Source organism: Catenulispora sp. EB89 (assembly GCF_041261445.1).
In the GTDB taxonomy this organism is placed as follows: domain Bacteria; phylum Actinomycetota; class Actinomycetes; order Streptomycetales; family Catenulisporaceae; genus Catenulispora.
Window position 1 is genome coordinate 274,489 of sequence record NZ_JBGCCU010000013.1, and the last position, 23,681, is coordinate 298,169.

The window sequence follows — 23,681 nt, forward strand, 5'->3', positions numbered from 1 at the left end:
CGTCCCCACCACCAGAGGTGGAGGGGGAACATCATGGGCAAGAAGGATCCGCTGCCGCCGGGCTCGACGCGCATCGAGGGCTCGGACGGCTCGATCACCTTCGACGGCCGGAACGTGACGATCACGCACACCTGGCTTTCGAACGCGGGCCGAGGCGAGGCCCAGATCCCGCTCGGCGCGGTCGCGGGGGTGAACGTGAAGAACGGGATGGTCCTCGCCGCGGTGACCGTGGTGGTCGCCGGCGGCGGGACGCCCCGCAAGGGCAAAGACCCGTTCACGGTCAACGGATGCACGAAGCAGGACGCGGCGGCGTTCCGGGACTTGCTGGTCACGGCACGCGCCGCCGTGGACGCCGTACAGATGCCCGCACCGGCGTCAGCGCCGCCGGACGACTGGGCTCCGGCGGCACCGGACACATCAGGGCTCGTAGAACAGCTCCAGAAATTGGCCGCCCTGCACACGCAAGGCATGCTGACCGCCGAGGAGTTCGGCATCGCCAAGGCGAAGCTCCTCGGCACCAGCACGCCGGAGGACGACGTGCCGCAGCCCTGGTGACCTGATCGCGCCTACGCCCAAGCCATCCGGGACCGCTGCGTCCAGTACTCCTGCGCGGGCATGGCCAACGCGGCCAGCTGCTCGCGTTGGTCGGTCTCCAACCGGACCTGCGCCGCAGCCACGTTGCTCGCCAACTGCGCCACGGTCGCGGCACCCGACAACACGATGTCGACCCACGGCTCAGCCGCGACCGCGGCCAGCGCCACCGCATCGACGCCGACACCCGCCTTCGCCGCGATCTCGGACGCCACCGAGTCGTCCTGGTCCTGCTCGGCCAGGTGGGCGTCGGTGAGGCGGCCGTTCGCCAGCGCCTCCTTGATGATGACGGTCCAGCCGGCCTCGTGGGCCTCGGCCAGAGCCGGGCCGGCGGAGGTCTCCAGCAGGTTGTAGGTGGACTGCACGGACTCGAACAGCCGACTGCCGCCGACCGTGATCCCCAGCGCCGCGCGAATGGCGTCGGCCTGCTGCGGCCCGCTCGTCGACACCCCGATCCGCACGCCCTGAGCGGCCAGCGCGGCCAGCCTGCGGTGCAGCCCCTGATCGGTCAGGGCCGGGCTCTCCGGCGTGAGCGAGTGGATCTGGTACAAGTTCAGCCGGTCCCCCAACAGGGCCCGCGTCTCGCCGATCTGCCGGGTGAACACCGCGATGCTGTGGTCCTTGACCTCGTGCACCGGAGCGTCGACCCGCCAGTCGGCGGTGTAGGTGTAGCCCCACTTGCTGCCGACGGCGACGTCGTCGATATCAGGGTGCAGACGCAGCCATTCGGCCAGGAACTCCTCGGCCCGGCCGTAGGAGCGAGCGGCGTCGAAATAGCGGATCCCGGCCGCGTAGGCCGCGTCCAGCACCTCGTGCGCGCGGGAGCGCATCGCCTCGACCGTGCGGTCGGCGGGCAGGTCCTCGCCGCGGCCCAGGTTGATGTACCCCGGGCGTCCGACCGCCGCCAGGCCGAGCCCGAAGGCCGCGGTCCGCGCGAGATCGGGATCAGGGTGCTTCGACGCCATCAGTAGTCCTCCCGTGTGCTGCTCGATAGTGCTGCCGGTGCTGCCGTGCTGCCGGTGCCGCCAGTGCTGCCGCTCGATCGTTCCGGCGTCAGGGCATGGCCGGCCAGCACCGCCGGCGCACGATGCCCTGCACGCTCTCCAGCGTCTCGCAGGCCAGCGCCTCGGCAGCGACCTCGGCGCACACCCGCGCGTCCAGACGACGGATCCGCACCCGCGTCTCGTCCAGCGCGGCGGGAGCGACCGACAGCACGTCGACGCCCAGACCGATCAGCAACGGGATGACGAGCGGATGGGCCCCGGCATCGCCGCACACGGAGACCTTCAGGCCGCGCCGATGCGCGGCCTGCACGGTGCGCGCGATGGCCTGCAGCACCTTGGGATGAGCCGCCAGCACCGGCGACACCGCCGGGTCACGCCGGTCCAGCCGCAGGATCTGGCTGGTCAGGTCGTTGCTTCCGATGGAGAAGAACGCCGCCTGCTCGGCCAGCGCGTCCGCGAGGTCGACCGCCTCGGGCAGCTCGATCATCGCGCCGATCGGCGGCGGCGCCGCTCCGACATCGGCCGCGACCGCGTCGAGGATCTGCGCGCACGCCGCCAATTCCTCGACCGTGGCCACCATCGGAATCATGATGCGCAGGTCGCAGGCCGCTCCGGCCCGGAGGATGGCCCGGAACTGATGCGTGAACGCCAGCGGGTCGGCGAGCATGTGCGGCAGGCCGCGGCCCAGGTGTCCGTCGACGGCCTGGTCGGCGAGGAACGGCGGGAACTTGTCGTCCGCGAAGTCCAGCGTGCGCACGGTCACCGGCTGTCCGGCCAGCTTGCCCAGGACCGGGGTCAGGACCGCAGCATGCTGATCCTCCGTCGGCCACTTCCGCGCGTCCAGGAACGGCATCTCGGTACGCAGCAGGCCCACGCCGTCGGCGTGCGCGGCGTTCGCCGCCTTGGCCTCGACGGAACTGGCGACGTTGGCCCGCAGCGCGACCGGATGCCCGTCAAGGGTCTGCGACGGGAGGTCCCGCTCGGCGGCCAGGATCTCGCGACGCCGGTGCACGGCGTCGATCACCGCGAAGGCCGCCTCCCGCTCCGCCGGATCGGGATCCACCGTGATCGTCGAGCGGTCCGTGTCGATCAACACCTCGGCGCCGTCGGGCTGGTCCAGCACCGCCGGGCTGACGCTGAGGATCAGCGGGATCCCCAGCGAGCGCGCGATGATCGAGGCGTGGGAGTTGGGGCCGCCGATCACGGAGACGGCGGCGACGACCAGGTCGCCGTGCTCCAGCAGGTCCGCGGCGCCGAGCTCGTGCGCGACCAGCACCACCGGGCCGTCGGGCGCGGCGGACGTGACGCCGGCCAGGTGCGCCAGCACGCGGCGGCCGACCTGGCGCACGTCGGCGGCGCGTTCGGCCAGCGTCGGGTCGTCCAGGGCGGCGAGCAGCGCGGCGTACTCGTCGACGGCTTGGACGACGGCCTGCGCGGGAGACTGCTCGGCGCGCGCGTGCTGCAACGCCGCGCCGCGCAACTCCAGGTCCTGCGCGATGTACCCGTCGACCTCGACGATGTCGGCCAGGTCGGTCTGCCCGGAGTCCCGGAGCGTCCGCGAGAGTTCGGCCAGCTCCTCGGCGACGGCGTCGAACGCGTCGGTGACCTCGGCGACAGGATCCTGACCCGGAGGGCGCGGCGCCGAAACGACGGCCGGCGGCAGCTCCGTGTGGTGCAGCAGACCCAGAGCCGTGCCGGAGGACGCCGACTGCCCGACGAACCTCGCCCGGGTCACGACTTCAGCACCTCCGCCAGGGCCCGGAAGACGAGCGCGGTGGACGTCGCGCCGGGATCCTGGTGCCCGATGCTGCGCGCGCCGAGATAGGAGGCGCGGCCCTTGCGGGCCTGCAAGGGCGTGGTGTCCTGGGCGCCGGTCTCGGCGGCGACCGCGGCCTTCTCCGCCGCGACGGCCTCGCCCTCCCCGGCGCGCGCCGACTCGCCGAACGCGGCCAGCGCCGGCACCAGGGCGTCGACCATGGTCTTGTCGCCGGGCACCGCGGCACCGAGCTTCTGCACGCCCGCGAGTCCCGCGTCGAAGGCCGCGGCCAGCTGCTCGGCGTCGGCGGTCGGCCCGGTCAGCGCCTTGCCGGTGGCGCGGAAGAACGTGCCGTAGAGCGGTCCGGCGGCGCCGCCGACGCTGGAGATCAGCGTGGTCCCGGTCTTGACGAGCACTTCGCCAACGCTGGCCGCCTGCAGGCCGTCCAGGGCGGCCCGGACGGCGGTGAAGCCGCGCTGCATGTTCACGCCGTGGTCGGCGTCGCCGATGGCCGAGTCCAGCTGTGTCAGGTGGTCCTTGTTCCGGTCCATCGCCGCGGCTATGGCCTGGACCCAGGTCCTGGTCTGGTGGATGTCCACCGGTCGACTCCTTCGTTGGTCCGTGGATGGCGCTCAGGCGCCCCAGCGCAGCGCCGGGGTGTTCACCGGTGCGTCCCACAAGGCAAGCATCTGTTCGTCGGCCTTGCACACCGTCACAGAAACGCCTGCCATCTCCAGGCTGGTTATGTAGTTCCCGACCAGATTGCGCGCGATGCGCACGCCGCGCTCGGCGAAGTACTTCGCGACCTCGGCGTAGGCGATGTACAGCTCGATCAGCGGCGTGCCGCCGAGGCCGTTGACCATGACGATGGTCTCGTCGCCGGCGGCCAGCGGCTGGTCGGCGAAGACGGCGTCCAGGCACCGGTCCACGATCGCCGAGGCCGGCTCCAGCTTCTCGCGGCTGCGGCCGGGCTCGCCGTGGATGCCGACGCCGACCTCCATCTCGTCCTCGGCCAGGTCGAAGCCGGGCTTGCCGGCGGCCGGCGGGGTGCAGGCGGTCAGCGCGACGGCGAAGCTGCGCGAGGCGGCGTTCACCCGCCGTCCGACCTCGGCGACCTCCGCCAGGTCGGCGCCCTGTTCGGCGATCGCCCCGGCGATCTTCTCGACGAACACCGTCGCGCCGGTCCCGCGCCGGCCGGCGGTCCAGGTGGAGTCCTTGACCGCGACGTCGTCGTCGACCAGGACGGTGGCCACCTCGATGCCGTCGTCGCCGACGAGGTCCGCGGCCATCTCGAAGTTCAGCACGTCGCCGGTGTAGTTCTTCACGATGAACACCACGCCGGCGCCGCCGTCCACGGCCTGCGCGGCCGCGACCATCTGGTCCGGGACCGGCGAGGTGAACACTTCCCCGGGGCAGGCGGCGTGCAGCATTCCGGTGCCGACGAAGCCGCCGTGCAGGGGTTCGTGTCCGGAGCCGCCGCCGGAGATGAGCGCGACCCGGCCGACCGAAGGCCCGCCGGCGCGGGTGATGATGCGGGCCTGGGGGTCGACGATCAGTGCGGGGTGGGCTGCCGCGATCCCGGCGAGCGCGTCGCTGAGGACGGTATCTGGGCTGTTGATCAGCTTCTTCATGCCGGGACTCCTTCAGAAGGCACTGCGACGGACGAAGCGGAGGGCGACCGCGCGCCATACCTGCGAGTAATTCCGCTCTGGCGAAGACCCGAATCTCGTCGCGAGCGGAAATTCACATGGCCGACTTGTGTTCGTCATCACTGAACGATGTTCGGAAGCTAACGCGCGCGGTCTGTGCTGTCAAGACGTCGCGCGCGGCCGGTCCCGGCACCGTGCGGCCTGATCAGGGCCGGGCGACCCGGGCGCTCCCGCGGCCGGCGCCGAGCTCCCGCGAGATCTGCCGCGCGATCTCCCGAACGGCGACGATGTGGTCCTGCCGCGCACTGTCGTCCAGGACCCGCTCGACCGGGCCGACGATCCCGATCGCCCCGGCCACGCCGTTGCGGTCGAAGACCGGCGCGGCGATCCCGGCGTCGCCGAGCGCGGATTCCTGGTTCTCCAGCGCGTGACCGGTCCGCCCGACCTCGTCGAGCTGCCGGGACAGCACGTCCGGATCGGTGATGCTGGAGCCGGTCAGCGCCGGCAGCTCACCGTCCAGCAGGGCCTTGCGCTGGTCCGGCGGCAGGAACGCGACGGTGACCTTGCCCAGCGCGCAGGTGCTCCAGGGGATGCTGGCGCCCACTTCGAGGATCTGCACGACGCCTTCGGGCCGGAACGCGTGGTGCACGACGAAGACGTGGTCCCCGGTCAGCACCGTCACCCACACGGCCTCATCTGCTCGGGTGGCCAGCGTGTCGGCCCAACTCAGCGACCGCGCACGCAACTCCTGCGTGTCCAGGTAGGCGTTGCCCAGCAGCAACAGGCCGGGGCCGAGCTGGTAGCGGCCGGTCTCGGAGTCCTGGACCACCAGGCCCTCGCCCTCCAGCGTGCGGAGCAGCGCGTGCACGGTGGGCTTGGCGACGCCGACCCGCTCGGCCAGCTCGGTCACGCCCAGGCGCGGGCCGCCGGCGGCGAGCTCCCGCAGGACGCGCACCGCACGCTGCACCGACTGCACCATGTGCCGATCCTCGCCTTCGGTCTTGCCAACGTTCGGAGGTGAATTCAGTATTGCTGAATAGCGTTCCGAGATTTAGCATCACTGTTTATGAACCAGTCCATCGGCATCGTACTCGTTTCGCACAGCGCCGAACTGGCCTCGGGCCTGCGCGACCTGCTGGCCCAGATCGGCTCGGACCGGGTCCCGGTGGCGGTGGCCGGGGGCACCGAGGACGGCGGACTCGGCACCAGCTACGACCGGATCGTGGCCGCCATCGCCGAGGCCGACCGCGGAGCGGGCGTGATCGTGCTGCCGGACCTGGGCAGCTCGGTCCTCACCACGCTGGCGGTGCTGGAGGACCACCCGCGCACCGACGTCCTGCTGGTGGACGCCCCGTTCGTGGAGGGCGCGGTAGCAGCCGCTGTCACGGCCGCAGCCGGTGCCGACCTGTCGGCGGTCGCCGAGGCGGCGCGACAGGCGCGCGGGATCATGAAGGTGGAGAGCTTCGAGCCCGCGGCAGCGCCCGCAGCCGCAGCTGACGCAGCTGCGGAGCCCGAGCACCCCCAAGGCGCGTCGGCAGCGGTGACCCTCCCCGCGACCCTGCACGCCCGCCCCGCCGGCCGCCTGGCCCAGGAGGCGGCGAAGTTCGCCAGCACCATCCGCATCGAGTACGGCGGCAAGTCGGTCAACCCCACCGGCGTCCTGGCCGTGATGAGCCTGGGCGCCACCATCGGCGGCACGGTGACCGTGCACGCCGAGGGACAGGATGCTGATTCGGCGGTGAAGACGCTCGCCGCGATCCTTGCCGAGGTCGAGTGATTCAGGCGCCGGTATGGGTGTACGCGGCCCACAGGCTCGGCACGTCGGGACACCGCGCGCGCACCTGATTGACCGCGTGATGCAGGGCTTGCGCGATCCGTGCGGTGTCGGGCGGGATCGTGCCGCCGTCGGTGAGGTGGCGGTAGAAGTCCGCCGCGATCCAGGAAGCGGTGCCGTCGTCGATGGGCCAGAGGGTGCCGACGACGTTGCGGTAGCCGGCCAGGTGGAAGGCCCCGGTGATGTGCAGCGACTCGTTGGCCAGCCGCCATGTGGAGGTCGCGGTGTCGCAGGCGGAGAGGTAGGCCAGCTCCGCGTCGATGCGCAGGTCGCGGATGTCGGCGAGGGTGAGCGGCGCGGTCTCGTGGTCGGTCAGGATCAGGCTGCTGCGAGCGGGGCTGGCGGCGTCGAAGTAGCCGTGGCAGGCGAAGTGCACGATGCGGTGGCTGGGCAAGGCGTCCAGGACGCCTTCGCGCGTCGGCTGTCGCAGAACGCGCGCCTGCGGAGCCAGAGCCCTGATGGCGTCGGTCTCCGCCACCACCCCGGGCAGCTCCGCGCCGGGGAGGTCCGGAACCGAGACGACCAAGGTGCTCGACGGGGCGGTCCGCGGCTGCGGATCCCCCTTGCGTGGCAAGGCGCGCACGGTCGATGTGTACGACGACACCACGAGGTCGAGGACGGCGGACGGGGCCGCTGCCGGTCCGTCGGCGCTGCCGGTCGTGACGTGACGAGTCGTGACGTGCCGGCCTGCGGCGTGCAGCGGCAGGAACGTCATCGCGCCGACGGGACACCACCAGACCCGCGGTAGGTCCGCACCATCAGCAGGCGGTTCGGTGTAGCCCAGGCGCGCCAGCACCGGCAGGGCGACCGCGTCCCAGAGCCACGCCAGGACCGCCAGGATCTCGCCCTGCACATCTACCGGCCCCGAGGCCGGTGCGAGGTCGCGGACCGCGATGACGCCGCCCGCCTGCGTCAGCCGCACAAGACGCTCGCTGACCGCGTCGCGGGTGACCCCGGGCAGCGGCACCACCACGACCGGATCGGGGCCCTCGGTGAGGATCAGCGCGTCGGCGCGGGTGGTGCTGACGCTGACGTAGACGACGGGGCCGGCGTGCGCGTGCCGGACCAGGGTGGCGATGGTCGGGGCGCGGAAGAATTCGGCGAACCCGGGCAGCGCGCGGATCGCGTCCAGCAGCGACTGCCAGGCGCCGTGCGCCTCGGTCCGTTGCGCGGCCAGCTGCCGGTCGGATTCGGTGACGGACACGGGAGGACCGCTCGCGCCAGCATTCATCTCGGACGCCGACTGGAGCCGGTCGAGCGCATCGATGCGCTGGCGCGTCTGATCGAGCCGATCGGCCAGCTCGGGATACTGCTCGCGCAAGCGGGTCAGATCGTCGCCGCGCAGCCCGAGGGAGTCGGCGGCGAGCACTCCGCGCGTGCGCTCAAGGAGTTCGACCGCACGCTCCGGCCGTCCGGCGTCGAGCGCGGCGGCCGCGGCCTCGCTCGCCAGCTCCGACACCTCGCCGAGGTGGTGTTCGCGGTCCGCGCGGGCCAGCCGCGCCGGCGCGAGCAGGTCGACGAGTTCGATGGCTGCTTCAATGCAGGCCAGACCGTCCTGCGCATCCCCGACGCGGGCGGCCGACCGCGCGAGGTGGCGGAACGCGATGATGCGCGACGAGGTCTCGCCGGCCTCGTGCGCCGCGGCCTCGCGGAAGGCGCGTCGGGCCTCTGCCGACGGATGAGGCTGTCCTCGGAGCTCGGACAAGACTTCCAGCGCCTCACCGAGCAGGTTCAGACGACGGGAGCGGGCCGGATGCCCGGCCGGCGTGGCGTTCACGGCCTCACGGGCGATCTCGACGGCTTCGGACGCCGCATCCTGCCGGTTGGTGCGCTCGGCCAGAAGACGAAGCTTGCCTCCCAGGTTGCTTGCTGCCACGGCACGATCTGGATCGTCCACCGGAGTGGCCTCCACGGCCGCACGAGTCACCGACACCGCCTCAACCAGGTATTCGAGGCGATCACTGCGATCGAACACTTCTCTGAGCACGTTCCCGAGGTTGCTCAGATAGATTGCCCGCGAAGAGTCGTCGGCCGACGCGTCACCCGCAGCGGCACGGGCCCGGTTCACCGCTTCGACCAGTGTGTCGATGTCGTTGGTGCGCTCGGCCAACAGCATCAGGTTGATTCCGAGTTCGTTGTGGTGGCCCGCGCGGTTGGGACTTCCCTCAGGCAGGGCATCCAGCGCGCGGCGCTCCACCTCCACGGCTTCGACCAGCGCAGCGAGCTGACCGGTGTGCTGGAACGTTGTCCGCAACACCAGTCCAAGAGCACTGAGATACTTGGACAGCTCCGTATGCCCTGAGGGGGTGGCTGCCACGGCCTGGCGTGCCACCTCCGTCGCCTCGGCCAGCACCGCTTCATCCCCGCTGTTCTGATAGCGCAGCAGCAAGGCGGTTCCGAGGGTGCTCAAGACTGTGCCGCGCCTGTGGTCATCGTTGGTGGCGGCCACCGCGGCCCGCGCGAACTCGATGGCTTCGAGCAAGGCCTCCTGCCGACCGGTTCGGGCGAACAGTGCACACAGCGAGACCGCGAGGTTGAGTTGGTCTGCGGCGCGGCCTGCGTCGTCCCTAGAAGTAGCGACCGCCGCACGCCCGACCTTCACCGCCTCTACCAGCCACTCCAGCTGCCCGGTGCGATTGAACATCTCACGCAGCTCGAGTCCGAGGTTGCCCAGATACATGGCACGGTCGGGATCATCCTCGAGCGCGGTCGCCACCGCGGCGCGCCCAAGGGACACTGACTCGACCAACACGTCCCACTCCCCGGTGCGCTCGAACAGCGTGTGCAACGCGCTACCCAGGTTGGCCAGGCGACCAGCGTGGGTGGGATCGCCTTCGGGGGTGAGAGCGAGGCTGGCGCGAAACTGAACAAGCGCCTCGTCGAGGGTCGGGCGGTGTCCGCTGATCTCATAAAGAGAAGTCAGACGGCAGGCGTGGTCCTCCAGCACATCGGGATCCGAGTCCTCTTCCGGCTTGTACTTCATCGCGCCGGATGCGCTGAAGGACTCCATAGTCCAATACCGCACCTCGGCCTCATCTCCCCGTTCGAAGGCCAGGTCCGTCAACTCCAGCATGGAGTTCATGTGGCCCTTCTCGGCGCCTTTGCGGTACCAGCCCGTCGCCTCGGTGGAATCGCCACGCCCTCTGAGGAACTTGCCTAACGCATGATAGGCATCGGCCTCTTCAGTGCTCTCTGCGGCCGCTCGGTACAACTGCTCGGCGTACTCCGCATTGCCGGCATCGGCGTTCATCTCCGCAAGCTTTATCAGTGCACTGCTCAAAAGCCTTGGCAACGTCGGATCGTAATCGGCTTCTGTGATAATCCCGACGGTCTGCCGCAGCCACGCATCCGTTTCCCCGACATCCCCACGCTGCTCCGCAAACCCCGCGATCCGGTGCGCCGCATGAGCCCGCGCCACGGGATACGCCCCCGCATCGTCGACGACCCGCCGGTACCACCGTTCCGCCTCTTCCGGATCACTGCGCAACTCCAGCGCTCGGCCGAGGTTCACCATCGCGATTGCGTCCCCGGCCTCCGCAGCACGACGCAGGTCCTGCTCCTCGTCCATGATCGAGTCCCTTCCGCGCGGTCACACAAGCCCCGGCCCCGCCAACCCGCTGTCATCACCTCTACCCGGGAACACCTTGACGGACAGGACCTCGCCCCACACCAACCGACGGCGTTATGGCGCCCACTCACATAGCCGACCCTCCCCGCCTGAGCTACGTTCCCCGAAACATCGGCGAGGCAAGGCAAAGGGGAGCCAGCGATGCGACGACTGCGCAGCCTGCGACGCACCGGGCGCTGGGCCGCGATGTGCGCCCTGACACTCTTCGCGGCGATGGCCGTGCCGGGTACCGAGGCCTCGGCGAGCGGCGGGCCCTACACCGTGAGCCCGACGGCCGGCAGCCTGAGCGGCTACCAGATCTCAGGGGTCTACGTCGCCGGGATCTCCGCCGGCGGCTACATGGCCGGACAGTTGCAGGTGGCCTACTCCAGCCGGATTCGCGGCACCGCGGTCTTCGGCGCCGGGCCCTACTACTGCGCGCAGAACAACGCCGCCGAGGCGCTGTACGGCTGCGCGGCCAACACCTACCCGGACTACCTCGGTGCGCTGGAGTCCGATGCCTCGCTGTGGTCCGCCTACGGGTGGATCGACCCGATCGAGAACCTTTCCGGGCTCCCGGTGTGGGTGTACCACGGCTCGCAGGACACTGCTATCGCCGCGTCGGTGAGCCGAGACGGCGCGGCCTTCTGGTCCGACTTCGGCGCGCACGTCACCTCCGTCACCGGCAACGGCGCCGGCCACGCCTGGGTGACGCCCTACGGCACCGAAGCGTGCGGAGCCACCGCCTCCCCGTACCTGAACAACTGCGGCACCGATCCCGAGCACGACCTCCTGACCGCCCTGCTCGGTCCCGTCCACGCCGAGAACACCGGCCCGCTGACCGGAACCCTGACCCGCTTCGACCAGAACGCCTACGCCATCGGCGGTTCGGCCTCAGCCTTGGACATGTCGGGATCCGGCTTCGCCTACGTCCCCAAGTCGTGCACCGCCAGCTCCGCCTGCCGCCTCCTGGTCGCCCTGCACGGCTGCGATCAGGGCTACGACACCGTCGGCACCGCCTTCGTCGACCGAGCGAATCTCGACCAGTACGCCGACACGAACACCATGATCGTCCTCTACCCGCAGGCCACCACCGGCGCGACCAACCCCTACGGATGCTGGGACTGGTGGGGCTACCTCGGCGCGACCAACTACCCGATCCACGGCGGCGCGCAGATCGAGACCATCATGAACATGGTGAGCTCGCTCGGCGGGTGAGAAGCGGGTGACAAGCGGCTGAAAAGACGAGCGTCGGTAGTGGTGGCCCGACCAGCCACCACTACCGACGCCGCTGAACCCAAGCTCTCCTCAGCTCACCACCGCTGCCCGACCTGCGGCGCGATCAGCTCGTCGTAGACCTCCTGCACCGCCGCGAGCTGCGTCTCCGTCAACGGTGCCAGCTCCGCTGCGGCAGCGTTCCCAGCCGCCTGCTTCGGATTGCGAGCGCCCGGAATGACCACGCTCACCCCCGGCTGGTCCACGATCCACCGCAGCGCGAACTGCGCCATCGCGACCCCCGCCGGCACCAGCGGAGCCAGCCGCCGCACCGCCTCCAGCCCGGTCGCGAAGTCGACCCCTGAGAACGTCTCCCCGACGTCGAAGGCCTCGCCGTGCCGGTTGTAGTTCCGGTGGTCGTTCTCGGCGAACGTGGTGTGCTCGTCGTACTTCCCGGACAGCAGCCCGCTCGCCAGCGGCACGCGGGCGATGATGCCCACACCGGCCTCCCGCGCGGCGGGCAGCACGTCCGCGAGCGGCCCCAGCCGCAGCATGTTCAGGATGATCTGCACGCTCGCCACGCCCGGCCGCGCGATCGCCGTCAGCGCCTCCGCGCGCGTCTCGACGCTCACGCCGTACGCGGCGATCCGCTTCTCCGCGACCAGCGTGTCCAGCGCGTCGAAGACCTCGTCGCTGGAGTACACGGCCGTCGGCGGGCAGTGCAGCTGCACCAGGTCGAGGGTGTCGACGCCGAGGTTCTTCCGGGACCGGTCGTTCCAGGCACGGAAGTTCTCCAGCGTGTAGGCCTCCGGCACCTGCGGCACCCGGCGCCCCATCTTCGTGGCGACCGTGATGTCCTCGCCCGACCGCGTCCTGAGGAACGTGCCGATCAGCTGCTCGCTGCGGCCGTCGCCGTAGACGTCGGCGGTGTCCAGGAAGGACACCCCGCCGTCCACCGCCGCGGCGAGCGTGGCCAGCGCGTCGTCCTCGGCCACCTCACCCCAGTCCGCGCCCAGCTGCCAGGCGCCGAGACCGATGACTCCGACCTGCCGGCCGGTGCGGCCCAGGACTCGCGTTTCCACCTGATAGGTCCTTCCTCTGATCACTGACCCCTCAGCCATGCTAGCCAGTCACGGTCGTAAAACGTTGACGTCACCGTCCGTCGCCACGTCCGGCGCCGTCGGCGGCTCATCGGGCCTTCGCCTGCTCCGAGAGCTTGCCCTTGCGCAGCACCAGGATCCGGTCGGACTGCCCCGCGAGGTGCTGCGAGTGCGTCACCACGACCACGCACTTGCCCTGCTCGTGGGCCAGCTCGCGGAAGGTGTCGATGATGCCCTGAGCGGTGTCCTCGTCGAGGTTTCCGGTGGGCTCGTCCGCGAAGAGGATGTCGACGTCACAGGCCAGCGCCCGGGCGATGGCGACCCGCTGTTGCTGGCCGCCGGACAGCCGCAGGACGTTGCGCGTGGCCGTCGCCTTGTCCAGCCCGATGCGCTCCAACAGCTCCAGCGCCCGGGACCGGCGACTGCCCGAGGCGGGCTTCACGCCGGTGATCTCCATGGCGGCGGTGACGTTCTGCAGCGCGGTCATGTACGTGAGCAGGTTGTACTGCTGGAACACGGTGGCGGCGTGCCGGTTGCGGTAGCGGCCCAGACCGAGTTCCAACAGATCCCGGCCGTCGAAGCTGATGGTGCCCTTGGTCGGCGTGTCCAGGCCGCTGGCCAGGCTGAGCAGCGTCGTCTTGCCGCTGCCGGACGGCCCCAGGATCGTGTAGAACGTGCCACGCTCGAAGGAGTAGCTGATCCCGTTCAGGACCGCGCTCCGGCGGCGCTGGTCGGCGTAGGTGTGGCTGACGCCCACCAGGCGCAGGACCGGCGTCGGGGTGCTGACGGCGCTCACAGCGGTTTCGGTCATGGCGGTTTCACTTGCCCTTCGTGAGGATGGTGCGGGGACTGAGGCGCAGGACGGAGGCCGCCGGGATCGCGGTGGCCAGCAGCCCGATCCCCAGCCCGACGCCGCCGACCGCGATGAGGTCCGCCGGGTCGAGGGCCACCGTGATCTTGTCGATGGGATCGGCGTTCTGGACCGGTCTGGCGTTCGGGTCGATGCCCTCGCCGAGCCCGGTGCTGCCGGGCGGCGGCGGCTTCCACGCGTCGATCTTCTGCTTCGCCTGGGACGCGTCGCGGCCCAGCAGCCACTGGCCCGCACGCTGCGTCAGACTCGGCGCGATCAGGGCACTGAGACCGACGGCGAGGAGCGCGACCGCGGCGATCTCCAGCACCTGCTGCCAGATGAGCTTGGTCTTCTTCTCCCCCATCGCCAGCAGCACGCCGTACTCCTTGCGGCGCTGCTTGACGGCGAGGTTCGCGACCAGCGCCAGCACCGCCGCCCCGGCGATGCCCATCAGCCACATGGCCAGCGTCGCGGTCGTCCGGATGCTGCCCAGCGGGCCCGTCATCTGCTGGATGGCCTTGGAATTGACGTCCAGCTTGAAGACGTCGAGAGCGGAGCCGGCGACCTGCTTGGCCGAGTTCTCGAACGCGTTCTGCGTGTCAGCGTCGTTCAGGATGAAGGTCGCCGTGCTCACCTGCGGCGGCCCGCCGCTCCCGGCGTCGAGCGCGGCGAGGCCGCCGAACGTCCCGTAGATCATGTTCGCCCAGCTGATGAAGTAGTCGGGGTCTGTCTCACTCGCCGCGCGCGGATCGCGGTAGATCCCGCCGACGGTGAACGTGGCCGTGGTCTTCTCGTCGTTGCCGGTCAGCGTGAGCTTGTCGCCGACCTTGAGATGGTTCTTCGCCGCGAGCCGCTCCTCGATCAGGACCTGCTTCTTGTCCTTGTCGGCGGGCGTGATGTGCGCACCGGACAAGAGCGTGAACATGCCGCTGCGGAAGTCAGACAGCACGGAGCTGTTCAGGACGGCCTGATAGACGGTCCCGCCGGGTCCCATGGGAGCCGGAGGCCCGCCGTCGGCCAAGGTCGCGCCACCGGCCAGGAACGCGCGATCCGACGTCGAGTAGGTGTACTTCTGTACCTGGGGCAGAGTACCGATCTTGTCGACGGTCGCCGCGTCGATCTGGGGCGCCTGAAGGGATCCGCCGCCGGAGCCCAGCTTGCTCAGGTCCATGGCGAGGTCGACCTCGGCCCCCACGGAGCGCTTCACGCCCTGCTCGGCCCGGGCCGTGGCGTGGTCGATCAGGACGCCGGCCAGCACCATCACGGAGATGGCGAGGAAGGTGGCCAGGGTGATCAGCGTGCGGCTCTTGCGGGCCCACAGGCTGAGCGCGGCACGTTTGACGAAGTTCATGGGACGTCGGTTCTCCCGGTTCGCAGTTCGATGTTCGCTATTCGATGTCGGTGAGGATGGAACGGGGATGCAGGCGGAGGATCCCGATGCCCGGGATGACGGTGGAGACCAGGCAGATGCCGAGGCCCAGCGCGGCGACCTCGGCGACGGCGGCCGGCTCGACCCGCACCGAGGACCCGGCGCTACCGGTGTGCTGATCGAGCAGCGCCTTCCCCACGGACGGCCCGGCGAGCACGCCGGCCAGCGCGGCGAGCGCCACGGCGGGCAGCACGACGGCCGTCATCTCCACGACGTGCTGGCCGATGAGCTTCCACTTCTTCTCGCCCATCGACAGCAGCACCCCGAGTTCGGCGCGCCGCTCGCGGATCTGGAGCATGACGATCAGGCCGAGGACCAGCGCCCCGGCCACCGCGATCACCCAGACGATGAGACCCGCGAAGGCGCCGACGCGCTGGATCGGGCGAACCTGGTCGCGGTAGGCCTTGTCGTTGACCTGCATGCTGAAGGTGCCGGCGCCCAACAGTCGGCCGGCGTCCGCGTTCAGCTGCTCGGCCTGGTCGGGCGAGCCGATCCGGTAGACCGCCTCGGTCACGGTCAACGGTGCGGCGCTGAGCTTCTGCGCGGTGGCCAGCGGCACGTACACCGCGTTGCCGGGCAGTTCCTGCTTCGGCGACGGCACCACCGGGTCCGGCGTGGGGTCCTGGAAGACGCCGACGACGGTGACCGGCACCGTGCGCGTGCCGTCCGCGGAACGCAGCTGAACGGTGCCGCCGATCGCCAGGTGGTCCTTGTCGGCCAGGCGATGTTCGATCACTGCGACGTCGCGGCCTGCGTCCTCGGGGCGGATTCCCTGCCCCTGGAGGATCTTCATCGATCCGTAGGAGAAGGGGAGGAGCAGGCCCAGGTCCCGGATGCCGTTGACGGGAAGGGGCCCGGAGTTCAGCGGCGTGATGTTGCGCGCGCCGGCCTGGACGGCGTCCTCCGGGTTGTAGCGGTGCACGACTTCGGACGCGCCGAGCCGGTCGGCCAGCTCCGGCGTGAATCCGGCGGGCTTGCGGACGGTCACGTCGACGCCGATGTCGCGCTGCGCGGCCGCCTCCTGCCGAGCGGCACCGCTGCGCAACAGGAAGCCGCCGAGGAGCAGGGTGCAGATGACGGCGAAGATCGCCAGCAGGGCGACGGTCCTGGAGGCTCTGACGACCAGGCTCATGCCGGCTCGCTTGACGAAGTTCATGGGCTGATGCAAGCAGCGCGCCGCGTACGGCTGAGTAAACCTGTTACAGGGACATAAGAATCGGCGCTGTTCCGACCTCGTGGCGCCGCATAGTGCCTCGTAGCGCCTCTACCTGGCCGAACGCGCCATGACATTCTTATCCGGCTGTCATCATGATCATGGTTCTATGGAGCCATGAGAGTCCTGGTGGCCGAGGACCACCGCGTCCTGGCGCGCACGATCGCCACCGGGCTGCGCCGCGAGGCGATGGCCGTGGACATCGCGCTCGCCGGCGACGAGGCCGAGCGGATGTGCCTGCTGACCGCGTACGACGTGCTGATCCTGGACCGCGACCTGCCGGTGCTCAGCGGCGACGAGGTGTGCCGGCGGCTGCGCGAGCTGAGCGACCCGCCACAGATCCTGATGCTGACCGCGGCCGGCACGCTGTCCGACAAGGTCTACGGCCTCACCACGCTCGGCGCGGACGACTATCTGGCCAAGCCGTTCGACTTCGGCGAGCTGGTCGCGCGGGTGCGGGCGTTGAGCCGCCGCGCGCATCGGCCGGCGGCCACGGTGCTGCGGTCCGGAAGCATCACCCTGGACGACACGCGGCACGAAGTGTCGGTGGAGGGGCGGCAGCTGGAGCTGACGCCGAAGGAGTTCGCGGTGCTGCGGCTGCTGTTGGCGGCGCGCGGGGCCGCTGTGCAGCATGACGAACTGGTGCGGACGGTCTGGGACGAGTACCTCGATCCGCGGACCGGTGCGGTGCGGGTCACCGTCAGTCGGCTGCGGGGGAAGCTCGGCGATCCCGGTGTGATCGTCGCTGATCGGCAGGGTGGCTATCGGCTGTGCGATTGAGTCTTCCGAGTCCCCGAGCCGTGCGCCGCGACGAGCGCTTCAAGATGCACTTCAAGGTGCGCTTCAAGGTGCCCCTCAACCCTCGAACCCTGATCAGCCGCATGCCCTTCCGCGTGCGCCTGGCCACGTCCTTCGCCGGGCTCTTCCTGCTGGTCGGGAGCGCCCTGCTCACGTTCGTCGTGGTGTTGGCGCGGCATGGCACGGTGCAACACGTCCAGGGGATGGAGATCACCTACGTCAACGCGCCGGACTACGGCACGGCGCCGTTCTCCCCCACCTCTCCCGGCGGGCTGGCCCAGCCGAGCCACGCGACGCCGCCGGGGACCACCAGCGCGGCGCTGATCCAGAAGATCGACCAGACCGTGCGAGCCGTCCAGGACACCGCCCTGCGCGAGATGGTGTTCTGGTCGGGGATCGGCCTCGTGGTGATGGCGGTGGTCGCCGGGCTGCTCGGCTGGCGGATGGCCGGCCGGGCGCTGCGTCCGGTCGCCACGATCACGGCGGCGGCGCGGCAGATGAGCGAGCAGAACCTGGACCGGCGGCTGTCGCTCACCGGGCCCGACGACGAGCTGCATCGGCTCGCCGACACCTTCGACACCATGCTCGACCGGCTGGAGAAGGCCTTCGAGAGCCAGCGCCGCTTCGTCGCCAACGCCTCGCACGAACTCAAGACGCCGCTCACGGTCCAGCGCACGTGCCTCCAGGTGGGGTTCGCCGATCCGCTGCCCGACGAGCTCGCCGAGGTGCGCGACGACATGCTCGCCGCCAACCACGAGGCGGAGCGGCTTATCAATGCCCTGTTGCTGCTGGCGCGCAGCGATCGCGGGCTGGAGACGACCGAGCCGGTGGACCTCGCGGCGGTGGCCCGGGTCGTGGCGGGCGATCTGGCGCCGCTGGCGACGACGAACGACGTGCACGTCGAGGTCGATGTGTGCGCCAAGGTCGACGCGGACGTCTCCCCGCCGCCGGTCGTGCACGGCGACCCGGTGCTGCTGCGCCAGCTGCTGACGAACCTGACGCGGAACGCGGTCCAGTACAACCACCCCGGCGGCCGGGTCGACGTCCGCCTCGACGCCGCCGACTCGACGCTGACCGTCACCAACACCGGCCCGCAGGTGTCGTCCGAGAAGATCCCCGACCTGTTCGAGCCGTTCCGGCGACACGGCCCCGACCGCACCGCGGCCACCGGGCACGGCCTGGGCCTGTCGATCGCACGCTCGATCGCCGTGGCCCACAGCGCGGAGCTGACCGCCCGCCCTCGCGACGAGGGCGGGCTCGTGCTCACGCTGCGCTTCCGGCCGTGAATCGCGGCATGCGCCCCAACAGCGCGCAAGCTCACACCCTGCTGCGGGCCGTCCACAACTCGGGGAAGACCAGCGTCTCAGCGCGCTTGGCCAGCCACGCGACGCCGGCCGAGCCGCCGGTCCCGACCTTGGCCCCCATGGCCCGCCGGGTCGCCATCAGGTGGTCGCCGCGCCAGCGCCACATCGCCTCGGCGACGTCGGTGAGCGCTTCGCCGAGGTGCACCAGGTCCGGCTCGCGGTCGGGCGCGGCGTAGATCTCGGCCCAGACCTGCTCGACGGCCTGGTCGCCCTCGTAGCGGCGGGTGAGGTCGCGGTCCAGCACCGCCTGCGGGATCGGGTGGCCGCGGCGGTGCAGGAGGTGCAGGACCTCGTCGTAGAGGCTCGGCTCGTGCAGCGCCTTCTGGAGTTCGGCGTGCATCTGCGGGGTGCCGGTGTGCGGGACCAGCATCGAGGACGATCGCTCGCCGAGCAGGAACTCCAGGCGCCGGTACATCGCGGACTGGAAGCCCGAGCCGTCGCCGAGCGCCGGACGGTAGGCGTTGAACTGCGTCGGGGTGAGCTGGGACAGGGGTTGCCAGGAGGCGTTCAGCGCCGCCAGTTCGTCCAGGCTGCGGCGCAGCGCCGCCAGTGCGGTGGGGACGTCGTCGTCGCGCAGGGCCGCCGAGGCGGTCTGCCACTCGTGGACCAGGAGCGTGAACCAGAGCTCCATGACCTGGCTGGTGACGATGAACGCCATCTCGCCGGGGTCCTCGGTGCGGGTCTGCTGGAGGCCGGACAGGACGGAGGCCCGGATGTAGTCGTCGTACGGGGTCGTGCCGCCGAGGTCGAGCCTGGGAGCGAGCACGCCGGATTGCTGTGGAACGGAGGACATCGGCACATCCTTGGTGTGGGCTGCCGGGTAGCGGTCCGCTCGAACTCGTCGGTGCGCCGGTCCCCTCGGGCCGTCCGACACTGGCGTCGGCGGGCCCGCCCCCATAATGCGGCGTTCGTGTTCGGAACGGCAAGGGGCCGATACGGACGGCCCGCGCCGTCAGAAGCCGTCAGAAGCCGCCGGAAGCCGCCGGTCAGAAGCAACCCGTCAGAACTCGCCCGCCAGCCCCGCCCGGACCACCTCGGCGACCTGCCGCCGGTGCTTCACGACGAACGTGACGTCGCCGTCGATCACCCGGATCCGGAACGGCCCGGTGTTCAGCTCCCGCCACAGCGCCAGGTCCATCGGGGGGACGTCGTCGTCGGCGCCGACCAGAGCGGTCAGCCGGCACGGCAGCGGGGCGCTGTCGGCGTATTCGTAGGTCTCGCACAGCTGGAAGTCGGCCCGCAGGGTCGGTAACAGCAGGCTGAGGAACGCCGCTTCCTGGACCGCCGCCTTCGGGATCCCGTTCAGGGACAACATGGCACGCTTGAACTCCGGCTCCGGCAGGCTGCTGACATAGCTGCGCCGGTACGGCGCGTGCGGTGCGCCGTGGGCCGAGGCGAACAGGTGGACCGGAGGCGGGGCGCCCAGGGCGACCAGGCGGCGCGCCGCCTCGTAGGCGATCAGGGCGCCCATGCTGTGCCCGAACAACGCGTACGGCCCGTCCAGGGCACCGGCCAGCACCGGCACGAGCTCGTCGAGCAGCCCGTCCAGGCGGTCGTACGCGGGCTCCCGGATGCGGTCCTCACGGCCCGGGAGCTGGATCGCGGTCACCTGGATCCCGGGCCCGATCAGCTCCGGCCAGCCGCGGAAGGTGGAGGCGCCGGCCCCTGCCGGCGGCAGGCAGAACAGCCTGATCCCGCCCGCGCGCCGGTTCTGGTCGCGGAACCACCGGGCCTGCGCGGCGTCGGTGGCGGCAGTCATGATCACCCGGCCGCCACGAAGGTCGTCGGCGCGGCGAATGTGGATGTGTCGGCGTCTTCATACACGGGCATGTCAGACTCCTCGGGTCCGGACAGGCGGGCACCGACGGACTTCAGAGGGCTGATGGTGACAATCCGCCCTCTCAGGCACCGAGCGTGGTGTGGGGGTATGGAGCACATCCAGTGGCTGATTCTGAGTAGTACACCGGGCCGTCGCCTGAGGTGGCCTCGACCGCGCACACCAAGTGAATGCGTTATTGGCCGACAGCGCATCGGTACAAATACGGGACATCACCGTAGCCCGGGTGTAGGTAGTTATGCGAAGGGCACTGATATCGTCCCCGGCGGGCCCCGGACTATATGGGTCACATGCTGGTGAACCCGACTCCCGAGCCAGCCGTTTCACTAAGACTGCTGACATATGGTGACCGACGGATCGCTGGTATGGATTCGCCGCGGATCGCTCCAGGAGGCAACATGGCGACAGCCCCAGAACGCGGCGCCGCCGACCGCCCACGGCAGGTGATCGGCCGGGCCGCCGAAGTCAGTGCGCTGGACAGTGCCCTGATGCGGCTGCAGGCGGGGCGGGGGCGGGCGATCGCCGTGGCCGGGGAGCCGGGGATCGGGAAGAGCATGCTGGTCACGCACCTGGCGGCGCGGGCCCGGGCGGTCGGGATCCAGGTGGTGGGGCCGGCTTTCGGGGACGTCATCGCGGCCGTGGGTGCGTGCGGGGCGAGTGGCCCGGGCGGGGCGAGCGGTGCAGGCGGCCCGAGCGGCCCGGGCGGCCCGGGCCGTGCGAGCGGCCCGAGCGGTGCGGGCGGTACGCCCGGCGAGTCCGGCACGCCGTCGGGCAGCCCCATCGTCGCCGTCGCGGACGAGCTGCACCGCATAGCCTCCGACGACCTGCCGGCCCTGGAACGCCTCATCCGGGCGGCGACCGACGCCCCGATGCTGTTGCTGCTGGCCTACCGCCGCCGCCAGCTCGCCCCCGCGGTGGCGGCCGCCATATCCCGCGCCGTGGCCGCGGACCTGCTCGACGTGTGGGAACTCGGCCCGCTCTCCCGGGACGAGGCGCGAGCGCTCGTCGGCGACCTGCCGAACCTCGCCGCCGTCCACGAGGCGTCCGGCGGCAACCCGCAGTACCTCAGGATCCTGAGCGCCGACGGCGACCCGCACGCGGACGCCGCCCGCGCGGTCGTCGGCGAACTCGCCGAGCTGGACCACACCGCGCTGACCACATTGCAGACCCTGGCCGTGCTCGGCGAACCGGCCCATCCGCAGCTGATCGCGGCGGTCGCCGGGCTGTCGGCCACCGAGGCCCTGGACGCGCTGGACTCGCTGACCCGGCTGGACATCGTGCGGCCGACCGGCACGATCGCACGGTTCGCCATCCGCCATCCGGCCGTGAGCGAAGTCGTGTACCGACGGATCGACCCCGGCTCGCGCATCACCATCCACCTGCGCGCCGAAAGCGTGCTGGCCGGCCAGGCCGCGCCGATCGCCCGGCGTGCCTACCACCTGACCCGCGCGGCCGACCCCAGCCGCCCGGAACACACGGCCACGCTGCTGGCCGCGGCGCGCCTGACCATCCACACGGCTCCCGCCGACGCGGCACGGTACCTGCAAGCGGCGCTCCCCCAGCTCCAGGAGAACTCTCCGGAGCAGCGCGAGGCGCAGGTCCTTCTAGCCCGCGCACAACTGTTGACCGGACAGGCGTCCCAAGGCCGCAGCCTGCTGCACACACTGCCCGCGATCGTCGGCAACCCGACCGGCGACGTGACCGCGGTGGCCGTCGCCGGCCGCCTCGAACGCCAACTCGGGCAGCTGTCGGAATCCGCCGCGATCCTGCGCTCGGGCCTGGCGTCCGTACCGGACGACGACTCGGCCGCCGCCGCGCTGCACAGCATGCAGGCCGACAACGCCCTGGACCAGGCCGACTACGTGCGGGCCCGGCATCATGCCGAGGCCGCCGCCACCCTGGCGCACGGCGTCCACGACATCGTCGGCGAGGCCCTGGCACGTGCCCAGGCGGCGCTGGCGCTGCTGTCCTCGGACGAACTCGACGCGGCCGAAGTGGCGATCACGCAAGCCGCCGAACTCGTCGACGCCGCCTCCGACGCCGCGCTGCTACGGAACCTGGAGGCCGTCTACCAACTCGGTTTCAGCGAGACGATGCTGTCCCGGCTGGCCGACGGCGAGCGCCACCTGATCCGCGGCGCGGCACTGTCGCGGAGCAGCGGGCAGACGTACATCCTGCCGATGATCCTGAAGACGCTGGCGGACACCCAGGCCCGAGCCGGCAGCGTGAAACGGGCCCTGGCCACCCTCGACGAGGCGGACCTGTACGTCGAGAACGCCGAGAACCCGGCGACCAAGGCGATCCTGGCGATCATCCGCGCCTCGGCCCTGGTGTGGACGAACGAGGACGACGCGCAGCGGCAGGCCCTGGCCTGGGCCGACCGGGCCGCGGCGTGGACCGAGACCCGCACGACGGTATGGGCGGTCGTGGTCCGCTGCCGCCGGGCCGAGATCGTCCTGTTCTCAGGAGACGCGCCCCGCGCCGGCCGACTCCTACTGGAGGCGGCAGGCGGCCCGGACCTCCCCAACCTGATAGCCGCCCGCCGAACGCGCTCCTGCGACACCCTGTCCGAAATAGCACTGCGCGAGAAGGACCCACTGGCAGCCGACCGCTGGGCCGCACTGGCCGAGGCCTCCCTCGAACAACTCCCCTCGGCGAGCACCCGCGCCTTCGCCTCCCGCGCACGCATGCGGGCCCAGTGGCTGCGCGACGACCTCAAAGCCGCCCTCGCCAGCGCCCAACAGGCCATCGACGGCTTCGCCGCAAGCGGCGAGCGCATCGAGGTCTGCCGCACCCTGTCGGAGGCGGCCACCCTCGCGGCGGCACTCGGACACCACCGGCAGGCCCGGGACTGGCTCGACCGCGCGACGACCCTGGCCGAGCAGTGCGAGGCGACACTACTGGTCGACGAGACAACGAAGCAGCGGACCCGGCTCGCCGAGAAGGCCGCCGAGCGCAGCGTCCAGCGCGAGGCAACCGACGCCCTCGCGGCACTCACCACGCGCGAGCGCGAGATCGCGGCGCTGGCGAGCACGGGAGTCACGAGCGTGCAGATCGCCGAGCGGCTGTTCCTGAGCAGGCGGACAGTCGACGCCCACCTCGGGCAGATCTATCGGAAGCTGGGGGTGTCGAGTCGCGCGGCGCTGATTCGGACGGTGCTGGACGCCGAGGCTCGGGGGTGAGCGGTGCGGCGCGGCATGAGCGGCGCGGCATGAGCAGCACGGCGCGGCACGAGCGGCGCGGCGCGGCACGAGCGGCGCGGCGCGGCACGAGCGGCGCGGTGCGGCACGAGCGGCGCGGCATGAGTGGTGCGGTGCGGCACGAGCGGCGCGGCATGAGTGGTGCGGGTGGCGCGGCGCGGGCGGCGCGGCGTCGGCGGTCGGGGCTGCGCGGCGTCGGCGGCGAGGCGCGGCATGAGCGGGTGCGGCGTCGGC

19 protein-coding genes are annotated in these 23,681 nt (G+C 71.1%); 7 read left to right on the top strand and 12 right to left on the bottom strand.

Annotated elements, in window-relative coordinates; all coding sequences use genetic code 11:
* Window positions 1–33 precede the first annotated feature (33 nt).
* Window positions 34–555 carry an SHOCT domain-containing protein gene (locus tag ABH920_RS27110; RefSeq protein WP_370351948.1) on the top strand — a complete coding sequence of 174 codons (522 nt, stop codon included), beginning with the start codon at window positions 34–36 and terminating at the stop codon, window positions 553–555.
* 11 nt (window positions 556–566) lie between these two features.
* Here the strand turns inward: ABH920_RS27110 and ABH920_RS27115 are convergent, their stop codons facing one another.
* From ABH920_RS27115 to ABH920_RS27135, 5 genes are all read right to left on the bottom strand, one after another.
* A complete protein-coding gene (locus ABH920_RS27115; protein WP_370351949.1) occupies window positions 567–1,556 on the bottom strand; it encodes an aldo/keto reductase in 990 nt (329 codons plus the stop codon).
* 88 nt (window positions 1,557–1,644) lie between these two features.
* Window positions 1,645–3,330 (bottom strand): phosphoenolpyruvate--protein phosphotransferase, encoded by a 1,686-nt coding sequence (locus ABH920_RS27120; RefSeq protein ID WP_370351950.1) that lies wholly within the window; start codon window positions 3,328–3,330, stop codon window positions 1,645–1,647.
* Window positions 3,327–3,950 (bottom strand): dihydroxyacetone kinase subunit DhaL, encoded by a 624-nt coding sequence (gene dhaL / locus ABH920_RS27125; RefSeq protein ID WP_370351951.1) that lies wholly within the window; start codon window positions 3,948–3,950, stop codon window positions 3,327–3,329. Before dhaL ends, ABH920_RS27120 begins: the two co-directional genes overlap by 4 nt.
* Before the next feature lie 33 nt (window positions 3,951–3,983).
* A complete protein-coding gene (dhaK, locus tag ABH920_RS27130) occupies window positions 3,984–4,982 on the bottom strand; it encodes a dihydroxyacetone kinase subunit DhaK (RefSeq protein WP_370351952.1) in 999 nt (332 codons plus the stop codon).
* A gap of 223 nt (window positions 4,983–5,205) precedes the next feature.
* Window positions 5,206–5,979: an IclR family transcriptional regulator gene (locus ABH920_RS27135; RefSeq protein ID WP_370351953.1), complete on the bottom strand. Its 774-nt coding sequence runs from the start codon at window positions 5,977–5,979 to the stop codon at window positions 5,206–5,208.
* A gap of 87 nt (window positions 5,980–6,066) precedes the next feature.
* Between ABH920_RS27135 and dhaM the strand changes: the two genes are divergently transcribed.
* Window positions 6,067–6,777 carry a dihydroxyacetone kinase phosphoryl donor subunit DhaM gene (gene dhaM / locus ABH920_RS27140; protein ID WP_370351954.1) on the top strand — a complete coding sequence of 237 codons (711 nt, stop codon included), beginning with the start codon at window positions 6,067–6,069 and terminating at the stop codon, window positions 6,775–6,777.
* Window position 6,778: 1 nt separating this feature from the next.
* Here dhaM and ABH920_RS27145 read toward each other — a convergent pair whose 3' ends face one another.
* Window positions 6,779–10,402, bottom strand: coding sequence for a CHAT domain-containing protein (locus ABH920_RS27145; RefSeq protein ID WP_370351955.1), 3,624 nt, complete (start codon window positions 10,400–10,402; stop codon window positions 6,779–6,781).
* 201 nt (window positions 10,403–10,603) lie between these two features.
* On the opposite strand from ABH920_RS27145, the gene ABH920_RS27150 reads away from it, so the two are divergent.
* Entirely contained in the window at window positions 10,604–11,659 is a 1,056-nt protein-coding gene (locus tag ABH920_RS27150) for a PHB depolymerase family esterase (RefSeq protein ID WP_370351956.1), read from the top strand.
* A gap of 95 nt (window positions 11,660–11,754) precedes the next feature.
* Here the strand turns inward: ABH920_RS27150 and ABH920_RS27155 are convergent, their stop codons facing one another.
* From ABH920_RS27155 to ABH920_RS27170, 4 genes are all read right to left on the bottom strand, one after another.
* Complete coding sequence (locus ABH920_RS27155) at window positions 11,755–12,738, bottom strand: aldo/keto reductase (protein WP_370351957.1); 984 nt, start codon at window positions 12,736–12,738, stop codon at window positions 11,755–11,757.
* A gap of 106 nt (window positions 12,739–12,844) precedes the next feature.
* A complete protein-coding gene (locus ABH920_RS27160; protein ID WP_370351958.1) occupies window positions 12,845–13,567 on the bottom strand; it encodes an ABC transporter ATP-binding protein in 723 nt (240 codons plus the stop codon).
* Window positions 13,568–13,574: 7 nt separating this feature from the next.
* Window positions 13,575–14,957: an ABC transporter permease gene (locus tag ABH920_RS27165; RefSeq protein ID WP_370351959.1), complete on the bottom strand. Its 1,383-nt coding sequence runs from the start codon at window positions 14,955–14,957 to the stop codon at window positions 13,575–13,577.
* A 37-nt stretch (window positions 14,958–14,994) separates the two neighbouring features.
* Window positions 14,995–16,191, bottom strand: coding sequence for an ABC transporter permease (locus ABH920_RS27170; protein ID WP_370351960.1), 1,197 nt, complete (start codon window positions 16,189–16,191; stop codon window positions 14,995–14,997).
* Window positions 16,192–16,365: 174 nt separating this feature from the next.
* On the opposite strand from ABH920_RS27170, the gene ABH920_RS27175 reads away from it, so the two are divergent.
* Together ABH920_RS27175 and ABH920_RS27180 are read left to right on the top strand one after the other, a co-directional pair.
* A complete protein-coding gene (locus tag ABH920_RS27175) occupies window positions 16,366–17,028 on the top strand; it encodes a response regulator transcription factor (RefSeq protein WP_370351961.1) in 663 nt (220 codons plus the stop codon).
* A complete protein-coding gene (locus tag ABH920_RS27180; protein WP_370351962.1) occupies window positions 17,025–18,332 on the top strand; it encodes a sensor histidine kinase in 1,308 nt (435 codons plus the stop codon). Before ABH920_RS27175 ends, ABH920_RS27180 begins: the two co-directional genes overlap by 4 nt.
* 31 nt (window positions 18,333–18,363) lie before the next feature.
* Here the strand turns inward: ABH920_RS27180 and ABH920_RS27185 are convergent, their stop codons facing one another.
* Both ABH920_RS27185 and ABH920_RS27190 read right to left on the bottom strand, forming a co-directional pair.
* Window positions 18,364–19,203, bottom strand: a complete 840-nt coding sequence (locus ABH920_RS27185) for a tryptophan 2,3-dioxygenase (protein WP_370351963.1) — start codon at window positions 19,201–19,203, stop codon at window positions 18,364–18,366.
* Window positions 19,204–19,410: 207 nt separating this feature from the next.
* Window positions 19,411–20,169: a thioesterase II family protein gene (locus tag ABH920_RS27190; RefSeq protein WP_370351964.1), complete on the bottom strand. Its 759-nt coding sequence runs from the start codon at window positions 20,167–20,169 to the stop codon at window positions 19,411–19,413.
* Window positions 20,170–20,645: 476 nt separating this feature from the next.
* Between ABH920_RS27190 and ABH920_RS27195 the strand changes: the two genes are divergently transcribed.
* Together ABH920_RS27195 and ABH920_RS27200 are read left to right on the top strand one after the other, a co-directional pair.
* A complete protein-coding gene (locus ABH920_RS27195; protein WP_370351965.1) occupies window positions 20,646–23,429 on the top strand; it encodes a LuxR C-terminal-related transcriptional regulator in 2,784 nt (927 codons plus the stop codon).
* A gap of 29 nt (window positions 23,430–23,458) precedes the next feature.
* The coding region (locus ABH920_RS27200) for a hypothetical protein (protein WP_370351966.1) at window positions 23,459–23,681 on the top strand (223 nt) is incomplete at its 3' end.